Origin of the sequence: Scytonema hofmannii PCC 7110 (genome assembly GCF_000346485.2) — a bacterium.
GTDB classification, from domain to species: Bacteria; Cyanobacteriota; Cyanobacteriia; order Cyanobacteriales; family Nostocaceae; genus Scytonema; species Scytonema hofmannii.
Genome location: NZ_KQ976357.1, coordinates 1 through 20,578, shown reverse-complemented (window position 1 = coordinate 20,578; position 20,578 = coordinate 1). Strand labels below are relative to the sequence as shown.

The following is a 20,578-nucleotide window of genomic DNA, read 5'->3' as shown; positions in this document are numbered from 1 at the left end:
CTCTTGCACCTGAATATACTTCTATAGTCTGAGAATTTAGAGACTGTCTCCTTTTTTTCTTTTTCAGCAAGCCCTAATTAAGCCGCTTTTTGTTCATTACTGATATCTCCCGCATTTAATGGATCTATGGCTGATTGGTCGATTAATGCTTCTCGATCTTCCAGGGTTTCTAGTTCAGGGGCTTGTTCTGGGTTTGTCGCGTAAAGCCTTTTGAGTTCGGCTAGTGACACAATCCCTGGGTTTTCTGGAATGATTAGGTTGTCTTTTGGAACTCCAGCTTTGAATAACTCAGCTTGAACCATTTCGCGGACTGGGGGAATTGAGAATCCACCACCAGCAACCACTATGGGGTGTTGTCGTCCTATCACGCTTAAACTTTCTAAGGCATAGGCTACCGGACTGTCACGAAGCCAGTTCTTGATAGCGATCGCGAGTACATCACCTATTTCTGAGCCGTCTGGTGCTTTTGCAATAGGTTTTTCATTCTGCCATTCTGAGGTTTCCAAAACTTTTCTTAACTGAGAGGACTTGATTAATTTGGAAGAATCTTTTTGGCTAGTAGCCTCAGCAAACTCCCGAATTAAAGTAGCAATTCCTCCACCTCCGTTTGGAGTACAAGCTCCGCGTTTAGGCAGCTTGCCTAGGTTTGAATACTCGGTCACAGTTGATGTTCCGAACCCTATGTCAAAAACATAAAAGGTTGGATGCTTGAGTTTATCTAGTTGTTGCTGAGCGTGCAAAGCCGCGCCGTAGCCTTCTGGAAGTCCAGTAAAGCCCGCTTTATCAAAATTGAGCTTGTATTTAATGCCATCAACTTTGAGCCACTTAATTTGCTTGACTGACTCAAACAACTGTGAAGGGTGAGCTAGAGAGAGCGTGGTCAATTGCAAGTACAGTGACCTGTTCTTCTCGCTTGCGCCACTGGAGAGGTCGTAAAGGGTGTGAAGTCGGGCTAGAGCACCCAAAAGCAAGATAGGGAAATATGTAATTTTGTGGTTTGGGTCATCGGTCATCGCAATGTAGGGCTTGCCCTGGAACCGAGCAGAATCACCCACAACCCAGTGCTCTATAAGCTCCTTGCCGTCTTCACCCTTGCCCCGACTCATGGAAAATGAACCCAATTCCCCAAAGGGCGAGCTGTCAACCTGGCATATTAAGGAATCCGAGCGGATTACATCGGTCACAGCTTTTCCATCAAGGAAGGCAATATATTTCTTGGTGCTTCTAGCTGCATCAATTGCCAGCGTTACTTTTTTCTTGGGCTGGCTAACCCTCGGCTTCTTGGTCTTAGCTGCTTTCTCCGTGTCCTCCGTAGGCTCTGTCTCTGCGGTAATCTGTGCATTTTCAACTGTCACATCTCCGAATTGGGATTCTTGTACTTCTACTGCTGCTTGTATTGCTGTTTCGCCCTTTTTGCGTGGCATTGACTTTCCTCCTTATTAAAAATTCTCGCAACTGTCACACAGGACAGACTAAGTAGACAAGTTGTGTTTATTACAATTTCGACTCTCGCGTTTCTAAAAACTGTTTAAGTGCTGTAGGCTTGTTTCTGACTGTTTCGGACTGCCGAAACATTGATGAAACCGTCGAAACACGAAACAGAAACAGTTTCAGAAACAGGTCTGAAACAGATCTGAAACACGGAACCGAAACAAACAGAAACATAACTAGGTATTTTTGCTACCCGCATTTTGTCGGTGTGGCAGATTCGATAGACTTAGACAACCTGTGCTGTATGGCTTCTTTGACCAATGTCTCAGTCAAGTTGGAGCGTGTCCGGTTTTCTTGGTTCGCCCACTGTTGCAAGAGGTCTGCAACTTCGCGATCGCACACAAACATGATTCTAGGACGGTATCTATCACGGTCAGTCGTTGTAGCCATGAAGCTCCTTTATATAAGCTGTTTGCTGCCTAGTGGCAGTAAATAACCTATAGAAAGGCTTGCCCCGTTACATTCCATGTGTCCCCTATCTCTTGGTTAAGTGGTCGGTCAGCGATTTAATTGTCAAGGTTCGGATTGCAAACAACCGATAGCCGTGCAGATATGGCACAGCCATACAGTGTATGCCGTGGGTTGAAATCTTTGTGTGGAGAGCGTTTCAGTTGTCTTTTCCCTCCACACTTGCTATAGTAAATGAAAGATTCAATAAGTGTCAACAACATTCTGAAACTTTTTTTGTTTTCGGAGCGAACAAAGAAAGAGTAGACTAAAAGCTGTAGACACTTGCTGATATTTGTAGCCGTTTATGGGGAAATCAAGACGACCAAGGATGATGTTTAGTTGTACCGAGGAGGCTAGAAAATATCTTGAGATGTGGGCGACCGAAGAGGGTAGGAGCACCAGCAATATTATTGAGCGCATTATTAGCGAAGCGATCGCTGCCAAGTACTCTTTAGAAGTTACGGAAGTGATGAGCAAACTATACCAACGCCTACCCCCAAAAGAAACTACCCCTGCACCTAATGAGAATCAAACCATCGCTCAGCTAGTCAAAGATAATTATCAAAAACTTATAGAGATGAAATGCATTAAGCCAGAGCGGCTAGTTGCGCTGATGGCAGGAGAAAAGCCCAACGCTTCTGATCTTACCAAGTTAGCCCACAACTTAGATTTAGATGAAGAATACGTAATTGAATTGCGTGATAAAAGTTTCCCTAAAAAATCACAAACACCTAAAAAGCAAACTAATGGAACCACTTGAGTATTTACACTCTCCCGACTGGAAAGTATTGATTGGCAAGGACACTTTAACCATCCAAGCGCCAAGCCAATCAGAAGCGACGGAACTAGCTGACACTGCATCCGAACAATTGGCACTAGCGATCGCTAACCTAAAATTTAAATCTGCCAAGATTATTTGGGAGAATTGCCAGCGCCCGTTTAAAATCTTGGCAGCAATGGCTGATGATAACGAAACACCAGCCCCGTCACCAATTGTGACACCAATGATATTTGGTATGAATTTTAATTACGACGCTGCCGATTTGCGGATTTTGGCGCAAATGCAAGAATCAGAAAAACCGATGTCACTGGTCGGGATGACTGGTCGTAACGAAGATATACAGCGTTTTGCTAATGCCCCGTTGCTGGCAATGCTTCAACGTCCCAGAGACTACGCTTGTCAATTGGATCTAACAACTCTGTGGCAACCGGATAGCTTGGAGGATTTAAAGCGAGAGTTGTGGCGATCGCGGCTAACGAGCTGGAATAATTACCGGGCTGCATTACCTTGGACTCCGGCGGCACAGTTTAGCAGTAGTTTTGAAATGGTTGAATTCACGCTTTACCCAGATGCGCCAAAGATTCCTATGCGTTTGGTCACCATTCATAATTATGAACCAATTGAACAAGCAGCTTGGGTATGAGGACAAATGACCAACGCTAACCAATCAGAAGATATCAACGCACGGCTGAACGACATTGACGATCGCTTAGAGCAATTGAGTGATGAGCATCAGCAAGCACTAAGAATTAGACTCAGCAAAACTTTGATTGCATTTGGGAATATTTGCTCAGGCAAGGCGGTAACGGTAGTAGACTCTGACCGTTGGTTGTTAATTCAAAAATGCAGCAAAGGTTTTACAGTAAAGGATGTAGAATGACCAACACCTCAGAACCACCTAGCAATAGGCTAGACCGGATAGAAGCGATTCTTGAACGAGTAGCCAACCAGCAACAAAACAATACAGCAGCAATCGCTTCGGGCGGTAGCAGCCCACCTACAAGTTAGCGCTAATTAGAGCTAACTTCCATCTATTAAATGTGAGTGCGATTGGCTTTGCCACCGCCCAAAAGGCTGTAAAAATTTTTTCAACCTACAAATTCATTCAATAGCTCGATTTATCACCTGTAGCATTCAGCACAAAGTAACCCATGTTAAGCAGACATCCGATAGCGGAAACTTATGTCCTGCATGGTTAAGCGCTTCAAGATTTCATAGTAGGAGTCTGCCAATATGGCACAGGAAAGATTATAGTAGGTGCAGAGAAGGAGATGGGAGATGGGAGATATGCGTGCAAAACCAAAACATTGCTGGGAGATTAGCCCAGAAATTTTGAAGGAGGCATACAAGCAGAGGAAAATCTCAATTGATTTTTACATTGAGGGGTTGGTCAAATGCTTGCAACTTGAATCCTCGTTTGAAAAGCGTGGTTCAGTTCGGGAATTTTGCAAAGAATGGGGCATTCCTGAGCGCAGTTTTTATCGTGCAGTCAAGCGCCTCCTACCACTCAACAGTGAGGCAGCATAATACGCCAAGGGCTGCACAAATTTGCACTACCTTTATGTATAAAAGACTAAACGCTTGATGCAGCGCGGGTTTGAAACACCAAAACGTGATAATCTAGACAACGTTCAAAAAAAATGAGGTGACTTTTCAGAGCCACCAACACTATAGGGGATTCAATCCCCATATTTAGAAAACATACTTTAATACTACTACGCATAGTAGAGCCTTGACTACTTGCCCGTAGTTTGACTCTGAAAAGTTGCCTCTCCACCAGTGAGGAGAAATACCATGGAGAGAGCAACAACGACCAATAATAATAGCATAACCGAAACGACTTCGGATAATACAGATCGGATTGACTTTGAGATAGACAGAAATCAAGTAGCACAACACCTAAAAGCGCTTGGATATAAAAAAGGGGACACGGTATATCTTAGAGGATTCTTCCCTAGTGACGATCCGCGCAAGGCAACAGACCTTGGACGCAAACAGCAAGTAAGGTCGCTGGATCGACTAATTGAGATTACTTATAGGTGGCAGCATGAGGGTAAAGGTGTCTACCTGGTAGTCAATGGTGGTGGACACAAAGATGAAGACGTAAAACAGTGCCGTGCCATTTTTTACGAGCATGACAATCTAGATAGAGAGTTGCAACGTGAATTGTGGCAAAGGTTGGGTTTACCTCAACCCAGCTTACAGGTGGACTCTGGCGGAAAGTCAATCCATAGTTACTGGATTTTTGAGACTCCTTTGACTGATGTTGAGCATTGGAAAAAACTACAAAGTGACTTACTGGAGTACTCCGACGGCGATCGCGCAATCAAGAATCCATCAAGAGTAATGAGGCTCGCTGGTTGTAACCATATTTCGATTGCGAACGGTATCCATCCTTCAACAATCATTCTTGACACGGGAAAGCGCTACAGTTTTGAGGAATTGAGGTCATCTGTGCCAGCACCAAAGCAAGATTCAAAGCGACAGAGACCTTTGAACTTTGAACCTCGCACCACTTTTGATGACATCCCGCTCTATAACTGCTTAACCAAAGATGATAGACAGCTAATTGACAATGGCATAGGTGAAGGTAGCCGCAACTTGAGTGGCGCAAAGCTTGCCCGTAATATTATTGGCACTGCGGCGAGAATAACTTACTTGGGGCATAAATATGAGGGAGACCCTAGACAACTGTTTGACACCTATTGCTCTAGATGTAGCCCCCCCTTGGATGACTTTGAATCGGATACTATTTGGCGGTCTGCCGAAGGAGACAACCCAACAGCGACACTGACCGATGACGCGATACAAAATTGCATCAACTCCTATCGACGGCAGCAATTGGTACCTGACCACCGAATTTTCACAGCTGATATGCACTTGGCTGGTGGAGGACAGCCACCGATAGGAGAATTGAGCTTGCGCGATCGCATTCTGGAAATCATCTCACGCGGTCTGGGAGCATCTGGGGAGAAACTTGCTCTACTGGAGTTGGGTAAACAGACCAATACTCAGCCCAAAGAGATTGAGGCGATCGCCAACCTGCTGCGCCAAGATTTAGATGTGGAGGAAGGTAGACAGGAGAGACGGCAAGAAATCAACGAATTGCTAGCCCTTCCGGACGATTCTTTAGACTTAGCTGACTTTCTGCCCAAACAACTAGCTGAACCACTCAAGCTGTGGTGTAAGTGGCTGAATATCCCTCAATCTGTAGCACTGACAGCAGTACTGACCACAGCTTCTACCCTACATCCAGTTGGGACAGAACTAGTGATTCACAGAGGGATGGACTTTTCTGTACCACCCATTCTGTTCTCAGCAGTGGTCGGCGAAAGTGGACAGAAGAAATCACCCGTTTACAAAACTTTAATCAAAAAACCTCTGAGAGTTCTTCAAAACGAAGCTCTCGAAAATTACGAGCAACAATTGATACAATACGAACAGGAATTAGCTGAGTGGGAGAAAGAACCTGGCGATGAACCCAAACCGAAAAAACCAGGGATGCCCGTTTATTTTTTCACAGATGCCACTGGAGAAGGGATTAAAACTCAGGCACAGGAAACCCCTTATAAACCAATGTTTGCCCTAATTGACGAATTGGCTGGGCTGTTCAATTCAGCTAACCAGTACCGAGGTGGTAAAGGGTCAGACAAACAAGATATACTCTCCTACTACGATGGTCTTGGTCAAACTGTTCTACGTGCTACTGGAATCAAAGTTGACATTGAGCGAATTTACGTTTCCATTTTTGGTGGCATTCAGCCAGATGTATTGAAGGAACACACTAAAGACCTGAGAGACGCTGATGGGTATTGGGCAAGGTTTCTGTTTGTCAATCAACCATTGGCAGCATCGCAATTGCCAGATGACAGCGCTGATATTAATCTCAGAGAGTTGCTTGCAGGGTGCTATCGTCACATTGCTTCGTTGCCACAGTGCGAATACAGACTTTCACGGGCGGCGTTCAAGCGCTACCAGGGAGTCTATAACCAGCTTGAGCAGATGCGGGTAAGCCATCCACAACCAGGGATGAGGGCTGTTTATTCCAAGATGGAGGGCTGCATAGGTCGGTTAGCGTTAAATCTCCATGTCATCAAAACTAGCGTAGACAGAATAGACACCCCTGTCTACGATGAGATTTCACTCTTAACGATGAACCAAGCGATCGCGCTAGCTGAGTTTTACATCGGGCAAATCAAGATGCTCCACGCTGACAGCAAGGCGGAATTGGGCGAGTTACCAGCGCTGCTTGCCAAAATCCTGCAACTGGCTCAATCCAAGGGGAGGTTATCGGCAACTGCGGCTAATCAAGCAATTCGTGCTATCAAATCCAATTCTCAAGCACTTGATTGTTTCAGGGAATTAGAAGTCATGGGCTACGGGAAAGTTGAAAAAGATAAAAAATCTTGGTTTTTCACTCCTATCGTAGACATCGTAGACGGAATCGTAGACGGAATCGTAGACGGTTCAAATAGTAATAAAATCAATGCTTTCAACCCTATCGTAGACATCGTAGACACAATAGACGATTTTGCAGAAAAAGAAAACTCGCCTTCACTAACTGGATTGAATGAACCAACTTCTACTAACCGCCCAAGCGAAGTAAAAAAACCCGAAAATAACACCCCCGTCTACGATGTCTACGATTCGTCTGAAACCCTTACTACTAAAGGACAAACAACCGTAGACAAAATCGTAGACACCCCCGTCTACGATAGTGAAAATGTCTACGATAGACCTACTGATGAGTCGCTCAAACCGTTGGGTTTTTCTCTGAAAGTGGGCGATCGCATTAAGTGTTACCCCACCCTGACCCACGCAACTAACAAGTGGGAGGTCACGGCAACTGTGATTCAGATTGAAATCGAGCAAGGCTGGTTTTTGGGCTGCATCGTTGAATACCGCGACAAGAAGAAATGTTCTGTCAGCGCTCGTATTGCTGGCGGTAGTTCCGAGTGGATTTTGAGCAAACAAAAGGCTTCATGAACAAAGAACAAAATTCCCATGACGTTCTGCCTGCTCATGGGAATTAACTGTCTTGGCGGGAATTGTCGCGTAAAAAGTGGCGTTATAACAATGTTTTGCAATACTACGGGTGGTGAATTGTAGAGACACCATCCCCTTCCCCAAAATTGTAGCATAGATTTTGCATGAAAATAAAGAGGTAGTTAATGGAGAACTCGGCGGCTCTCATAAGAAATCATAAGGCACAAGCAAGATTACAAGAGTTGAGGGCAGAGAAGTCTAAGAGAACCAATGAGGAAGAAACCATTACCGAGATCGCGGACGCGACATAAAAAAGCTGGCTATCCGTGCATCTGCCAGCGAGCGAGAAAATACGTAAATGTACCTACAATAAGCGTCCATTGCCAAAGGTTGTACAAATTTGTGCAACCTTCAGCTATCAGCCACCATTCTCCATCTGAATGCATAAAGAGGGCAAATGAGGGGGAAATCAAAAATCTTAAGAAATCTTAAGGTAGTCGCAAAATTGCAAGAGTTCAGGGCAGAGAAATCAAAAATCCTGAGAAATCCCAAGGTGCTTGACCTGTGGGTGCGATCGCAACGAAGATAGGTACATCTGTACAGGAGGCACAGACATGGAACCAGAATTAGACGATGACCCCGAAGAATAGGAGTAAACCACAATGCCCAGAAAAACTAAGTTAACCCCAGAGATACAACAAAAAATAGTTGAAGCGATAAGACAAGGCAGCTACTTCTCAGTTGCTTGTCGCCTCAATGGTGTACCAGAAAGTACTGGTAAAGAGTGGCTTGCTAGGGGTAGAGGAACTAGCAGCAATCGACCACAAAACAAGCTTTATGCAGCCTTTGCATCCGAGGTTGACATTGCTGAGGCTCAAGCAGAATCGGATGCAATAAGACGGATCTTGGCTGGGACAGAGCGATCGCAAGTTATCAAAACCAAGCGTCGTTTGGATGAAAACGGCAATATGGTTCCAGTTGAGATAATCACAGAAGAAACCTCAAATCCATCTAATGATATGTGGTATCTCAAGTGCAAATACCCTGAGCGATGGGGAAACCAAAGGATGGACTTTATGGACGCGATCGTCATTTTGATAAGATTAGAGGTCGCACCGCCGCAAGTATTGGAAGTCGCTAAAAATGGGATGGACGATGTTAGGGAACATTTGCGGCGTAGTTTTGAGGCGATTATTGAGAACAACCAAGACTAATGCCAGCGAAAATCCCAGATGAAGTAGTCGCACAAATTTTAGCTGAATCTGACTATTACACCGACGTTCAGCTTTCGGCACGTTGGGGAGTATCGGTAAGAAGTATTGAAAGATACAGAAAGCGGGCTACTGAAGATCCAGTTTTGACGGGCATTGTCGGGCAAAAACGAAAAATTTTGCAGGAGCAATGGAGTGTAAATGCGACTGCTTGCTTGAATGCAGCGCTTATAGAAATGAGACGCCGGTTCTCGCTCGCGGCGACAAAAGAAAACGCTGAAATGATATTGGCGATCGCGGCTTCTGTAAAAATTGTTGGCGAGCTACGAATTGCGATCGATGCTTTGAGGGATACCGATTGACTCAAGAGCGAAAAGCTTGATATCATGCAGTCAAAAAAACGTGTGGTCAAAGCAAAACCCCAGCACTCGCCAAGTCGGGGTTTTTGTGCATAAGTTCGCGCTGATTTGCGCTAACTTGCGACCTCAGCGCGAGTTTCAAAACAGCTTATCCACGAATTCTTCCAGGTCCGATCGCTTAATCCGCCAACTTCTACCAATGACCTTGGCTTTGAGAGTTCCTTCTGTAATGGCATCTCTCAGAAGTTGGCGAGGTAACCCGGTTAACTCTTGAGCCTCAGCAATGGTTAGCAGCAACTTTTCACCTACGCGAACGCGGTCATCCCCAGTTCTGGTAAGCATTGCTTCGATGACTGCTGACAACCGTTCAATAACCGATGGATTCTCGCCAAATTCCGCAATCTCGCCAACCCGGTAAACTTCTGTATCTTGCTGGCTGTGTTCAACTGTCGTGATTTGGCGAGATACTTCTGTCGGGTTTTCGTCAAAATCCGCCAAGTCCTCAGTCTGGGAATCTGCTGTATCTTTCTGCCCGTGTTCCACTGACGCTATTTGGCAAGATTCTACAGCAGGTTTGTAACTAGGCTGATTCAGTTCTTCCTTAAATGCTGCCAGTTCCGTTTCATCAAAATTGGCTGTAGGTCGTGTTTTACCTTTCTCATACCGAACGCTGATTTTTCCTTGCTGGACGAAACGTTCTAGCGATCGGACACTGACCCCAAGGAATTCTGCTGCCTCTTGCTTGTTCATAAAAACTCGCCAAACCCCGCAAGATACTATTGTCACCTTTTGGCGGGATTTGGCAAGGATGTGATAAAGAGAGTATTGGAACGGCAACTAAAACCGCTAGACTGAAACTGTTTCCATAAATGCTAATACTGTAGAAGTTCGTGACCAAGCCAAAATTAGATGATGTTTGTCAAGTACGATGCTTTAACACGGACTTAGTAGCGCAAGTCTGTGACGAATTGCCAGGGGATGAGATACTGGAAGATGCTCATGTGCTCTTGAGTGCTCTAGCAGATAAATCTCGGTTGAAAATCGTTTATGCGCTGGGTGACGGTCGAGAACTTTGCGTTTGTGATGTGGCATCAATGCTTGGGGTTAAGGTGGCAGTTGCATCTCATCATTTACGGAAACTGCGTGACCTGAAGATACTTAAGTACAGAAACGATGGCAAGCTGGCTTACTACTCACTAAAAGACCAGCGTGTTAGTGACATTCTTAACTCCGTCCTCAAGCAGATTGCCAGGTAATTTTTTGATTACGTAAACATTTCCATTTGTTGTCCAAACATTCTAACATTGGTTTGAATGTTTGATTAATGGAGTGCTAGGTTATGGGTGATTGCTGCCAAAACAAAGCTTGTGAACTAAGTAATCTCAGAAAACAGCAGAGTAAAGTCCTCTGGACTGTTTTGCTGATAAACTCTGTGATGTTCTTCGTGGAATTGGGTGCTGGGATTAAGTCAGCCTCTCTTTCGCTAACAGGAGATTCGCTTGATATGTTGGGGGACGCTTTGGTTTATGCCACCAGTCTGTATGTCATTAACAAAGGAAGTAAGGCACAGGCTGGATCTGCACTGTTAAAGGGGATCATTATGTTTCTATCAGCCGTAGCTGTATTCGCTAGAGCTTGGTATCAGCTATTTGTTGGGACAACGCCAGAAGTTAGGGTTATGAGTGCTGTGGGGTTAATCGCACTGCTGGCTAATCTACTTTGTTTATACCTGCTAACTAGGCACAGAAACGACAACATCAATATGTCGTCGGTATGGCTTTGTTCCCGCAATGACATTATTGCAAACACTTCTGTTCTTGGAGCGGCAGGATTGGTATTCCTAACAGGTTCCTTGTTACCTGATTTCATTGTGGGTCTTCTGCTCACATTCGTGTTTGCAAAATCTGCTGGTTTGGTTCTTTTGCAGTCTTGGAGAATATTACAGCAAGCTTAGATGTAGCAGGCGTCAAACAGCAGTATTGACATCATTTGGCAGATTGCGTTACCCGAACACCAAACTCACCAGCGTGCTATGTAGCTTTGAAGTTGTGACTAGGAGCTAGAAGGTGTGAGGGCGATCGCCCTCAAAACATACCATCCAGCAAGTCAGTGATTTCTTGCTGTGCTTTTGAGCGGTTGTCATCATAAATCAGCAAGGTGTTGACTTGCTTGTGCCTGCTGAGTTTTTGTACTTTCCTCACATTGCCATCAGTAGCGTCCAGTGCAGCTGTGATAGCCGAATGCCTGATTCTGTGGGGAGAGACTACCTTTTTGATGCCAGCCTGTGAGCAAAGTCTTACAACTGTCTTACGAATACCGTCACCAGTGAGCCTGTGTCCCTGGTTGGCAAAGTCTAGGGAAATAAACAGAGGGTCAGTTGACGATGTACTACCACGATAGTACAGCCAATCAGCGATCGCGTCAGTTGTGGCGGTTCCCAGGTCAATCACTTCGGATTGAGTACCGCGTCCTTTACCCAGAATACGCAGTGTCTTACTAGCTGGGTCAAAGTCGCCAACGTTAAGCTGGCTAACTTCATTCCTTCTCAAAGCATTGCCCCACAACAATCGCAACAGAGCATAGTTACGCTTGCCAGCAATGCTACCGCGATCGCACTGCTGCAAAACGGTTTCAAAAGCTTTTGGGTCAATTCCGGTTGTGTCTCGGTAGTGCTGAACCTTCTCGCCTGAGACATTGTTAAGTGAGTAGTTGCATACACCCAACTTTCTGCCCATGTCTACCAAGTTCTTGAGGGCAGCTAACCTACGGTTGATGGTCGCTTCTGCTAGAGGTGCTTTTCTGCCTTCACCGGACATGAGTTTCGCCTTGTACTTCAAAACCACAGCAACCGCTTGCTTTTCCTCTAGGTGAAGGAATTCTAGTACGCTGTCAGTAGTAGCTTTGTGACCCGTCATGGTTTGGAAGAAGTCGTTGATATCTTTCTCGTATGCTTTTCTGGTATTGGGCGATCGTTTATCGGCAAGCAGCTGAGCTAACACATCTGGATCGGTGTCAAGTGTTTGGAAGTGCCTTTCAATTTTCGCATTAAGGGAGGCTGTCAATTGCGTGATAGAAATATCAGTATCTGGCATCTCTTGATATTGCATATAAATCACTCAGTACGATATCGATAAATTTCCTTTCCGATAACACTGGCATTATTTAACCCCATCTGGGGGTGATGGGGTGTAAATTTAAAACGGCATTTCATTTGCAGTTTTCACATTTGCCAAGGCTGCTTTTGCAATCTCCCTCCAGTTCACCGACTCATCATAGGACACCTTGATGTACTCAGACCCACACCAGACCCGACAGAACAATACGCTGTCATCGTCACCGGGTGCAGGCATGATTGTCACTGGTGAGAGCAGCTGTTGAGGGGTCATGAGTGCCACTGCCACTAGAAGTCCTTTGCTGAAGTGGGTATCGTGTCCACTTTCCAAGATATAGACCCTATCAGCTGCAATGGTGGCTAGTAGCTTGTGGCAGGGTTTACCGCGTCTTTCGGTCTGCTCAAACTTCAGTTCTTTGAGGTATCCAGTTAGAGCAGTTGCGGTAATAGGTTTGGGGTTGCGATCGCCGTCCAGACTGTACCAAAGATGTCCGTGCTGTCTGTTGCAATAGATTTTGCAGCTGCCAGCGTCGTTGTGGAGTCCTAGCTTGGGCTTGTCCAGAGCGGTTATGAGGCGTTTGAGCAATTCTTCTTGACGGGTCAATGCTGCTAGCAGCTGTGCTGTATCGTTGGTCATTGGCTATTAGTGGTTAGTGGTTGGTGAATCCACTTGGCGGTGTCGGTTTCCGTCCCGCCAAAGTGGTGAACCCGAAGGGTGGTCACTGGGAAGAGGTTTCCCAGTGTTTGTACTACATAATTAGTACATTAAGCAGCTGCTTGTCCCAACAACTCTTCGACCTTCCTTGCCACAGTTCCAGGCAACCAATCAAGGTCGGTGCGATCGCTCTTATCACTGCAATACTTGGCAATCAGCGTGGGTAAGCTCTCCAAAAATTTAATCTTGGTCTTGTTTGAAGCTGCGATCGCAAACTCTTTCAAAATTTCGCATTTAGTTGCTGGAGCAAAACCTTGCAACACACCCCGAATTTGCGCCCAAGTCCGTAGGTCGTAGAGTCGCCGTGCAGTCTCTTGGATCTCACCGTAAGGTATATCAGAAGCGGGTTTTACCGTGCTGGTTAGGTTTGGGCTGGCAAGCAAAGCTCTAACTGAATCCGCAAGGACTGTGGGGATGCTATAGAGGTCTTTTTCAGCTGCCTTACCCACAATATTGATATAAATTGCAATTTGACCGGGCAAATTTCGCTCAAGTGCTGGTTCCCGTCTCATTGCTTCCACTAACGCTTCTGGATGTGTCAGGGCGAGCGCTCTCATCTCTTCCCAAGTCTTGCACTTTAGGATTTGCTGTGGCAGGTCTGGTGGCAAGATGGATTCCCGCGCTTCAACTTCTGTGAGGCACTCCGTTGGGCGGGTTCCCCGACTTAAAGGAAGTGCCGAACCCGTAAGGGTGATTTCCGGTTCCTCATCTACTCCCCATTCGGAGGTGTCATCCTCTACCAGATTCACCCATTGGCTAGCGCCTACAGCTTGCACCAATGCTTGTGATACCTCATCCTCAACATCGGCATCAAACTTGGTTGCAGATTCGCGCAGGCGTGCGATCGCCCCCAAGGCTTGCTCTAATTCAGCTTCCAGGGTGCGGTATTGGTTCAGTTGTTCTGTTAATGCTTGGATCTGGGATTCGATGGAATTGATTTTTGTGCTAAACATAGTGGTACTTCTTTTTAAAAAAACGTGCGGTTGATTTTTTTTGGGCGCTGTCGCTGTGGTAGGTTGACAGCGCTTCGTTATGGAAATTTTTCTGTAACGGTGGTTGGAGAGGGTTGCACAAATTTACGCAACCCCTTGTTTTTGAAATTAAGCAACCTTGCGAGGTCTACCACGCTTGCGCTTCGGTGTGGTCGCTACAACTGGCTCAGGTAGCGGACAGAACTGAAAGTTACAAGGGTCACAGCTGAGAGGTGTCGCGGTTGTCCAATTGGTGTGCAGCATTGTTTCGTAGTCGATGCCCTCAAAGCTGCTCAGAACGGGCATTTCATTTACTGTGTCAATTTTTGGAAAATTTGAGGTAGTAAATCCTGTAGAGACAGTTACTTTGCTGTTTTTGGGAAAATTTCGTAGATTGGCACGTACCGCATCAAAAGTCCTGTGCCACTGTTCCCAGTACTGCTTGTTTTCGGCGTTGTACTCTTCAAGTAACAGTTGTCCCAAAGCTTGTGTTTTGGGTGTAGGTACAAACAACTCTTCTAGCTGGTCTAGTTCCTGCTGTTGTACATCGGAGGGTGTTATTTCAGGTCTGTTCATGATTTCGGTAAGGGTTTTCTTTGTTGGTGGTTGAGGAGTAGGGGTGCTTGTGGTAAGGGCGACTAATCCAGCGATGAAATCCATAGCCATTAGGGCAGTGAAGGCGATCGCAATGATGAGAACTAGGTTGTTGAGTATGTCTTGCATGGTTGAATCTCAGGTTGATTAGTTAACTGTTGTTAGTTCTATTTAAGCAACCTAAATAATCAACTTAAAGGTACAAAAGTACTATTTACTATTAGCGTTTTTGTAGGTTGATTAGAAAACATCATTAACCGCTCTATGGTTGATTAATTCAGTTTGCGGTGATAAGGTACTCTATAGTTGATTAGAGTTGATTATGCCGAAGCAAAACACAGAAGCGATCGCCTACGCCGATACTGGAACTTTTGACAATGGAGAAGGCGAACAATTCCCCATTGATTCTCCCCAGTTCCGGGAATGGTTGATGGTCGAGGATAACACCTCATTTAGGTTTGAGTGTGGCGATAACAGCTACCGCGCTAGACGCGAAATCTACACTGGTAGCGTTTACTGGTACGCCGTTAAGAAGGTTGCAGGTAAGGTTGTGCGGCGTTCCATTGCTAGACCCGATTCGGTTGATTTAGCAACCTTAAAAGCGGTTGCTGAAACTATTAGGAAGCCAGTTGAGAAGAAGGTTGATTCAGCAACCACAGCGTCAGTAACAGACACGGTTTCTAAGCAACCAATTAGGCAACCAGAAATTGATGAGTTGCGATCGCTACTCAATGAGCAAAACTTGCAAATAGCGGGGTTACAGACAGAGCTACTTGCCGTAAGAAACGAACTGGCGGAACTCCGAAAAAACTCACTACCCCGTCAGAAAGCAGCATAACTGACGGGGAAAAATTACAGGCAGCAAAGGGTAGAGTACTCAAGAACTGGCGACTTGCTAAAGCTCCAGAGAAGAAAGAACGCATAGCTGAAGCACTTGACCGATTTATTGCGGAAATTTCTGTACCAATGTCTACACCTGCTTCTATACCCAACAGAGAGCAATTGATAGAGTGGGTACAGTTTGCACAAGAAAGCTTGGAGCTTGGACGCTATAAGGATGCCTTGAGAGATTTAAGCCAAGTGCTACGGATTGCTAGGGGAGAGGGGGAGGCGAAACCCAAACCCTATACCCCACCTCCAGACGGCACAGCTGCACCACTGGTTGATGAAGTTGTTGCCAAAAGGAAAGAAAAACGAATCTCTCAGGATGAATTTTGGGTTTCTCTCAAAGCGATCGCCCAACGCTGTGGATTCCAAATCTTCAAGCGCCTGAACGCTGGGCAATTACGAGATGATTGGTATGCCACAAGGGCGGACAATATTGGCTTGGAAGTGGAGAGCGGTTATAAGGACTACGACCTTGTTGAGTGGTTGAAAAAACAAAACTTACAGGAGTAGTTATCGTAACGTTACGATGACTAGGGCAGTGCTGCAACAACTAACCCCTAGTACTACTGTTGTACTAGGGGTTAGTTGTTAGCGAAGCCTTCTCCTTTTGGTTAATATCCTTTTTCGGATTTCAGAAAGTTGAGCTTGCTGCCATTGGGGCAATTTGGAAATATTGTACGCATGGCAAGCAACACAAATACCTTGATGCAATCTTTCAAAGTGAAATCCGCAAACACTGCACGGTTGTAGTTCTTTCATTTGTTTCTAATAGTAATTAAGAGTTTGTTTCATACCCATGCTCTTCGTTGCCATGCAGTTTCTTGGTTTCAACAAGTAAGATGAGAGCTTTTCTAAGCTGCTTGGTTCCTGGCTTATTCCCATCCCATTTCCGACTATTCCGGATTGCTTCAAACTTCACTGGTTTTGCGATCGCAGAGTCTACAATCTCCACAATTTTTGTTAAACAAGAGTCTTCAATCGGTTCGTCCACTTCGATAATCTCAGGCTCAGATGCTTCTATTTTGAAAGCACTTTCAAGATGTGCGATCGCATCTTTGGGGGCAAGTTTTTCACCTTGTGGGATGGGAGAGGGAGACGGAGCGGGGGAAGCTGTGTGATGTTGGTGTAACTCTGGGAAGAATTTAAGTAGCGTCCTGGCTGGATCTGGTTGTCCGTTGCCTGGATGCAATTCTGTCTTTAACCATTCGGGGACTGCACCCAACTCCCCTCCTTTAATTGGGGTTCCGAAGTTGTCAGGATTGGCTTTAAAGTACTCGCCACTAGCAACATTAATCTTTCGCAAGCCTCCAGCATTTACAGACTTAGCCACACACCCAATGAATGACACCCCTTGCTTGAATGTATCTGCTAGCCCTGCGGTTGCTCTGCCCACAACTGAAGTTAAATTGCTACCATGCAGAACAATAATGAGCGTTCCACCAGTCTTAGCGAACCGAGAAAGTAAATATTGAATTGCCCAAGTGCGATCTGATTCCTCAAGTAAAGAAAGTAGCCGCATGGCTTCATCAATAACTAGTAACAGGTTTTTGTGGCTGTATGGCTCGCACCCATCTAGCCCCTTAAGGAACCTCAATAAATCCTGAGCTACAAATTTATCTGCTGTGTCAGCATCTTTACCAGAATACTTAAGGGCAGAATGCAACTTACAAGCAAAGGGGTAAACATCCACACCTGCTGTGAAATATTGCGTGTTTAGGTTGGGGTCAATTGCCTTAGAAAGTATTGCCAGTATTGCGGCTAAAGTCCCCTTACCCCCTCTTTGAGTTCCTGCGATCGCAATTATTTGTGAACCCATCATTTCATCAATTTTGAAATTGCTTAGTTGCAGGGCATTAATTACAGCGTTAGCTCGCCCGTCTAGAGGCATTGAACCCAAGTTGGCGGGTAATATCTCGTTGCTTGCGTTTAGGACTGGTTGGTTTTGCGCGTGGGGTAGGTCTACAAGGTTGGGTTTTGGCAAGTCCACAAACCGAGGAACCACGGTTTCTTGAATTGCTCGCACCTCCTCAACTTTCACCCTACTGTCAATGGTGACGGTCTGTAGGTGGGTGTCTAGTTGGTCTTTTTTGGGTAGCGATCGCCCAGAGAACTTTTCAAACCACCCCAGTAACCAGCGATAGGCATAGAAGCGCTTTCCTGGTTCTACCTGACTCAGGTAATCGATAACCGTCTCAAAGTAGTCAGAGTAAAGAAATACATACTCTTGAGCGTCGTGCCGTGGTAGAAACTTAATTGTTTCGGCTAGGTGGTTAATTTTGTAATCCTGTCTTGCGTCGTAGTCTCCAGCCCGTGATAAAGCATCTAAGAAATTGCCGCGTACAAAGGGGAGTGGGGAAATGTCTTTGGTACGGGCATAGTGTTCGACCACAAACCACAACCATGCCGCGCCTCCAATCATTCCACCAAGCAGCATGAACGGATTAACAGCATAACAGACTGTACCAACACCAGCTGCTAACAACCCCAGTACGCGGGTTGCATCTGCTTCGTTTTCTGCGGTCTGTGCTTGCTCTAACAGTTGGTCTTTGCGTTCTTGTAACCATTCAGCAACTCTTCCAGCTTCAAGATGCGAGAGAGAAGGATAAAAACTACGTAAGTGTTCGGTTTCGAGTGTGGTAATTTTTGGGATATTATTTTCCATAAGTTCCTCAGTTGTATCCTTACAATTGAGCAGTCCCCAAGGTCGTCACACCTTGGGGATACTGTTTTAGTCTTTGGTTAGTCGCCAAATTGCAAATCCAATCTCACCAGCTAGCATTGTACCGATGTTAAATAAGATGCACAAAATAATGGTCATTGGCACGGTGTAAGAGAACGGATTGCGAGCCGCAAAAGTTGTTACCAGGTCAAATACCCAGATTGTCAAACTGATTAGCCCGGTCGTGTTGCGATCGCGCATACCTGCTGTTTTGTAGTCCTTCCACATCTCCGACACTAGGTCAATCTTTCCACTTGGTTTGGATTCGAGGTCATAGACCATGTGGTCTTGGAGTTCTCTCCTTGCTGAATCTGGGTTTTTACCACGTAGAGCGTAGGCTTCAACTACCTGCAACCCTACGGCAAGAAGAAAAGCCAGGTAGAAGAATGGATTAAAAACGGCGGCGGGAACGTTAAACCAACTCCACTCAGTCTCAAACCACGGGAAAATCGGACGTTGTTGGAACACTGTTTGCCATATTGAATCAGCGCTGATGGCACTGCCCATAATAAAAAGCAACCCACCTACAGCCGCACGACCAGCGCCGCCGTTCGCCACGAATTGGGAAACAATTGCAGCTGAGAATCGAATTGGTAAAGTGAAGACTGTCACTAACCACTTTGCGATCGTGTCAATAATCTGACCAAATGACCGTGGTGGTTGTTTGCCTTTATCACTAGAACCACTTCCCTTAGCGTTATCTGAACTAAAAGCCATAAATTTTCCTCAAAATTAACTAGGTCTACCGTCACAGGCATTCTCGTACTTGTGTTTCCACAACCACTGATTCTGCTCAATCCGTCCAATGCACCGACCTGCTGAGTCGTAAACATAAACAACTTCGTCAAATCCCCAGCCCGTTGTATCTGGCTTGGGATCTCGTCTTGAGTTGTCAAAGTAGCGTCTCATCCTAAGCTTGGTTGCATTAGGGGCTAATCCAGCTTTGTACAATTCCTCTGATGTCTTGGCACGTTCGGAGATCCGCTCGCGCTCGAATTCTTCAGATGTTCTTAAGTTTTGCGATCGCAATTCCATCTCTGCCTTGACTCGTTCTGCCTCTGCATATGCACCAATTTGAGGGATTAGAGGCAGAATTACGGGCATTGCACAGATGGCTACACCCACAAACCCCAATCCGATTTGTTTCTTGTACACCATCTTTTCCTCATCTAGAGCATATGTCTTAAAGTCACTTTTAGTTGATTGACTAGAGCATCCATTAGGCTTAGTCGTTCCGGTGCTGAAAGTTCTTGCTCTATACGATTCATGGCGTTTTCAACTTCATCTCTCACCCCTTCTCCATCTGCATCGTGCATCCATAGATGAAAGCCAATCCGGTACAGCAACCAACACTTTTCTGTTGGGGTCATGTTTTGAAATTGGTTGCCAAAGTAATCAATCATCTCATCAATCAATGTGCTGTCATCAGATGACACGTAGTATCCTACGGGTTTCATAGTGTTATCCTTGTGTTGTTGTGTTTATTGGTAGACACATCCTGTTGGAGGCAATCGCCTACTTTCCACGGCGGGCGATGCCCTCCATCTCAAACAATTTCCCCAACTATGGCTCCAAAAATATCGAGCGCCATTTGCAATTCAACGATTTGGTCAATACTGAGCATTGACAGAAATTGAATTGCTCCCTCAACAACTTGCTCTGATGGGGCTAAAAAATGATGCTCTTGCACCACTTTTTGGAATGCTTCGCAATGCCAGTCGTCTATCGCTTGCACCGAAGTTAAAAAGTTTAGTTGCTCTCTTGTCAGTTGGCGTTCCATCACAGTCCTCGCTATTAATAGGTTGCACAAATTTGTACAACCTTTATTGATTGTTGAAAGCCTCAAACTTGGTTAGGTCAATGGTTGATGCTATTTTTGATACCTTGGCTTTAACTTGTTGTTGAGATAGCGATCGCGTGACTCGCCTGTTAGGGTCATTGCTTGCAAATCGATAAAAGACGTAGCGTTTGCCTCTACCCTCGTCTGTTGAATACGAATATTTCCACTCACCGCGCTCGCCCTGTATGGTGTAGCGGGAAGTACTACCACGAAAGTAGGTACAATCAAGTATCATGCATTCTCCTTAAGCACTCTGCCTGTCTTGTTCAAGTCGTTCTCTGACAACTTTTTCTAGGGCTTTTCTGAGCCAGTAAGCTGGTTCTTGCCCGTCCATTGCCGCAAGCATTCTGATTGTTGGGGCTAGCTCTACAGGTACGTTGTAATTAGGGCTTGCTGAAAAAGTCAGAAAACAGCAAGATAAGAATTGATTAGTTACTCAACAAGGGTCTAATATAAGCAGA

General features: G+C 45.5%; 25 protein-coding genes. 12 read left to right on the top strand and 13 right to left on the bottom strand.

The features are described from left to right. Nucleotides 1-77 precede the first annotated feature (77 nt). A complete protein-coding gene (locus WA1_RS51550) occupies nt 78-1,424 on the bottom strand; it encodes a ParM/StbA family protein (RefSeq protein WP_017750086.1) in 1,347 nt (448 codons plus the stop codon). A 256-nt stretch (nt 1,425-1,680) separates the two neighbouring features. After that, entirely contained in the window at nt 1,681-1,881 is a 201-nt protein-coding gene (locus tag WA1_RS51545; RefSeq protein ID WP_017750087.1) for a ribbon-helix-helix domain-containing protein, read from the bottom strand. A 364-nt stretch (nt 1,882-2,245) separates the two neighbouring features. Between WA1_RS51545 and WA1_RS51540 the strand changes: the two genes are divergently transcribed. From WA1_RS51540 to WA1_RS51510, 8 genes are all read left to right on the top strand, one after another. Beyond that, entirely contained in the window at nt 2,246-2,701 is a 456-nt protein-coding gene (locus WA1_RS51540; RefSeq protein ID WP_148663107.1) for a hypothetical protein, read from the top strand. Beyond that, nucleotides 2,688-3,365: a hypothetical protein gene (locus tag WA1_RS51535; protein ID WP_017750089.1), complete on the top strand. Its 678-nt coding sequence runs from the start codon at nt 2,688-2,690 to the stop codon at nt 3,363-3,365. The genes WA1_RS51540 and WA1_RS51535 overlap by 14 nt, the downstream gene beginning before the upstream one ends. Before the next feature lie 6 nt (nt 3,366-3,371). Next, complete coding sequence (locus tag WA1_RS51530) at nt 3,372-3,602, top strand: hypothetical protein (RefSeq protein ID WP_017750090.1); 231 nt, start codon at nt 3,372-3,374, stop codon at nt 3,600-3,602. Further along, complete coding sequence (locus WA1_RS61220) at nt 3,599-3,730, top strand: hypothetical protein (RefSeq protein WP_017750091.1); 132 nt, start codon at nt 3,599-3,601, stop codon at nt 3,728-3,730. Before WA1_RS51530 ends, WA1_RS61220 begins: the two co-directional genes overlap by 4 nt. Nucleotides 3,731-4,009: 279 nt before the next feature. Continuing rightward, on the top strand, nt 4,010-4,249 hold the full coding sequence (locus tag WA1_RS51525) for a hypothetical protein (RefSeq protein ID WP_148663106.1): 240 nt from the start codon (nt 4,010-4,012) through the stop codon (nt 4,247-4,249). A gap of 267 nt (nt 4,250-4,516) precedes the next feature. Continuing rightward, a complete protein-coding gene (locus WA1_RS51520; protein WP_017750093.1) occupies nt 4,517-7,708 on the top strand; it encodes a DUF3987 domain-containing protein in 3,192 nt (1,063 codons plus the stop codon). Between the two features lie 662 nt (nt 7,709-8,370). Beyond that, on the top strand, nt 8,371-8,922 hold the full coding sequence (locus tag WA1_RS51515; RefSeq protein ID WP_017750095.1) for a hypothetical protein: 552 nt from the start codon (nt 8,371-8,373) through the stop codon (nt 8,920-8,922). Further along, a complete protein-coding gene (locus WA1_RS51510) occupies nt 8,922-9,281 on the top strand; it encodes a hypothetical protein (protein WP_017750096.1) in 360 nt (119 codons plus the stop codon). Before WA1_RS51515 ends, WA1_RS51510 begins: the two co-directional genes overlap by 1 nt. A 135-nt stretch (nt 9,282-9,416) precedes the next feature. Here the strand turns inward: WA1_RS51510 and WA1_RS51505 are convergent, their stop codons facing one another. Then, complete coding sequence (locus WA1_RS51505) at nt 9,417-10,028, bottom strand: helix-turn-helix domain-containing protein (RefSeq protein WP_017750097.1); 612 nt, start codon at nt 10,026-10,028, stop codon at nt 9,417-9,419. Nucleotides 10,029-10,168: 140 nt separating this feature from the next. On the opposite strand from WA1_RS51505, the gene WA1_RS51500 reads away from it, so the two are divergent. Next, nucleotides 10,169-10,534, top strand: a complete 366-nt coding sequence (locus WA1_RS51500) for an ArsR/SmtB family transcription factor (protein ID WP_017750098.1) — start codon at nt 10,169-10,171, stop codon at nt 10,532-10,534. An 83-nt stretch (nt 10,535-10,617) separates the two neighbouring features. Beyond that, nucleotides 10,618-11,232 carry a cation efflux transmembrane domain-containing protein gene (locus tag WA1_RS51495; RefSeq protein ID WP_017750099.1) on the top strand — a complete coding sequence of 205 codons (615 nt, stop codon included), beginning with the start codon at nt 10,618-10,620 and terminating at the stop codon, nt 11,230-11,232. Between the two features lie 130 nt (nt 11,233-11,362). Here WA1_RS51495 and WA1_RS51490 read toward each other — a convergent pair whose 3' ends face one another. From WA1_RS51490 to WA1_RS51475, 4 genes are all read right to left on the bottom strand, one after another. After that, nucleotides 11,363-12,385 carry a tyrosine-type recombinase/integrase gene (locus WA1_RS51490; protein WP_017750100.1) on the bottom strand — a complete coding sequence of 341 codons (1,023 nt, stop codon included), beginning with the start codon at nt 12,383-12,385 and terminating at the stop codon, nt 11,363-11,365. Between the two features lie 87 nt (nt 12,386-12,472). Continuing rightward, entirely contained in the window at nt 12,473-13,027 is a 555-nt protein-coding gene (locus WA1_RS51485; RefSeq protein WP_017750101.1) for a hypothetical protein, read from the bottom strand. Between the two features lie 128 nt (nt 13,028-13,155). Then, complete coding sequence (locus WA1_RS51480) at nt 13,156-14,058, bottom strand: hypothetical protein (protein WP_017750102.1); 903 nt, start codon at nt 14,056-14,058, stop codon at nt 13,156-13,158. Between the two features lie 147 nt (nt 14,059-14,205). Continuing rightward, nucleotides 14,206-14,799: a hypothetical protein gene (locus tag WA1_RS51475; protein WP_017750103.1), complete on the bottom strand. Its 594-nt coding sequence runs from the start codon at nt 14,797-14,799 to the stop codon at nt 14,206-14,208. Nucleotides 14,800-14,992: 193 nt separating this feature from the next. Here WA1_RS51475 and WA1_RS51470 point away from each other — a divergent pair, with 193 nt between their 5' ends. Both WA1_RS51470 and WA1_RS51465 read left to right on the top strand, forming a co-directional pair. Continuing rightward, the gene (locus WA1_RS51470; protein ID WP_017750104.1) at nt 14,993-15,508 is read left to right on the top strand and encodes a hypothetical protein; all 516 of its coding nucleotides are present in this window, start codon (nt 14,993-14,995) and stop codon (nt 15,506-15,508) included. Nucleotides 15,509-15,636: 128 nt separating this feature from the next. Next, a complete protein-coding gene (locus WA1_RS51465; protein ID WP_017750105.1) occupies nt 15,637-16,068 on the top strand; it encodes a hypothetical protein in 432 nt (143 codons plus the stop codon). A 265-nt stretch (nt 16,069-16,333) separates the two neighbouring features. On the opposite strand, the gene WA1_RS51460 is transcribed toward WA1_RS51465, so the two are convergent. The 6 genes from WA1_RS51460 to WA1_RS51435 form a co-directional block, all read right to left on the bottom strand. Further along, the gene (locus WA1_RS51460) at nt 16,334-18,220 is read right to left on the bottom strand and encodes a hypothetical protein (protein ID WP_017750106.1); all 1,887 of its coding nucleotides are present in this window, start codon (nt 18,218-18,220) and stop codon (nt 16,334-16,336) included. A 66-nt stretch (nt 18,221-18,286) separates the two neighbouring features. Further along, entirely contained in the window at nt 18,287-18,994 is a 708-nt protein-coding gene (locus tag WA1_RS51455; protein WP_017750107.1) for a hypothetical protein, read from the bottom strand. A gap of 15 nt (nt 18,995-19,009) precedes the next feature. Continuing rightward, nucleotides 19,010-19,435 carry a hypothetical protein gene (locus WA1_RS51450; RefSeq protein ID WP_017750108.1) on the bottom strand — a complete coding sequence of 142 codons (426 nt, stop codon included), beginning with the start codon at nt 19,433-19,435 and terminating at the stop codon, nt 19,010-19,012. A gap of 11 nt (nt 19,436-19,446) precedes the next feature. After that, on the bottom strand, nt 19,447-19,734 hold the full coding sequence (locus WA1_RS51445) for a hypothetical protein (protein WP_017750109.1): 288 nt from the start codon (nt 19,732-19,734) through the stop codon (nt 19,447-19,449). A gap of 89 nt (nt 19,735-19,823) precedes the next feature. Next, nucleotides 19,824-20,057 carry a hypothetical protein gene (locus WA1_RS51440; RefSeq protein ID WP_017750110.1) on the bottom strand — a complete coding sequence of 78 codons (234 nt, stop codon included), beginning with the start codon at nt 20,055-20,057 and terminating at the stop codon, nt 19,824-19,826. A 43-nt stretch (nt 20,058-20,100) separates the two neighbouring features. Continuing rightward, entirely contained in the window at nt 20,101-20,352 is a 252-nt protein-coding gene (locus WA1_RS51435) for a hypothetical protein (RefSeq protein WP_017750111.1), read from the bottom strand. Nucleotides 20,353-20,578 lie beyond the last annotated feature (226 nt).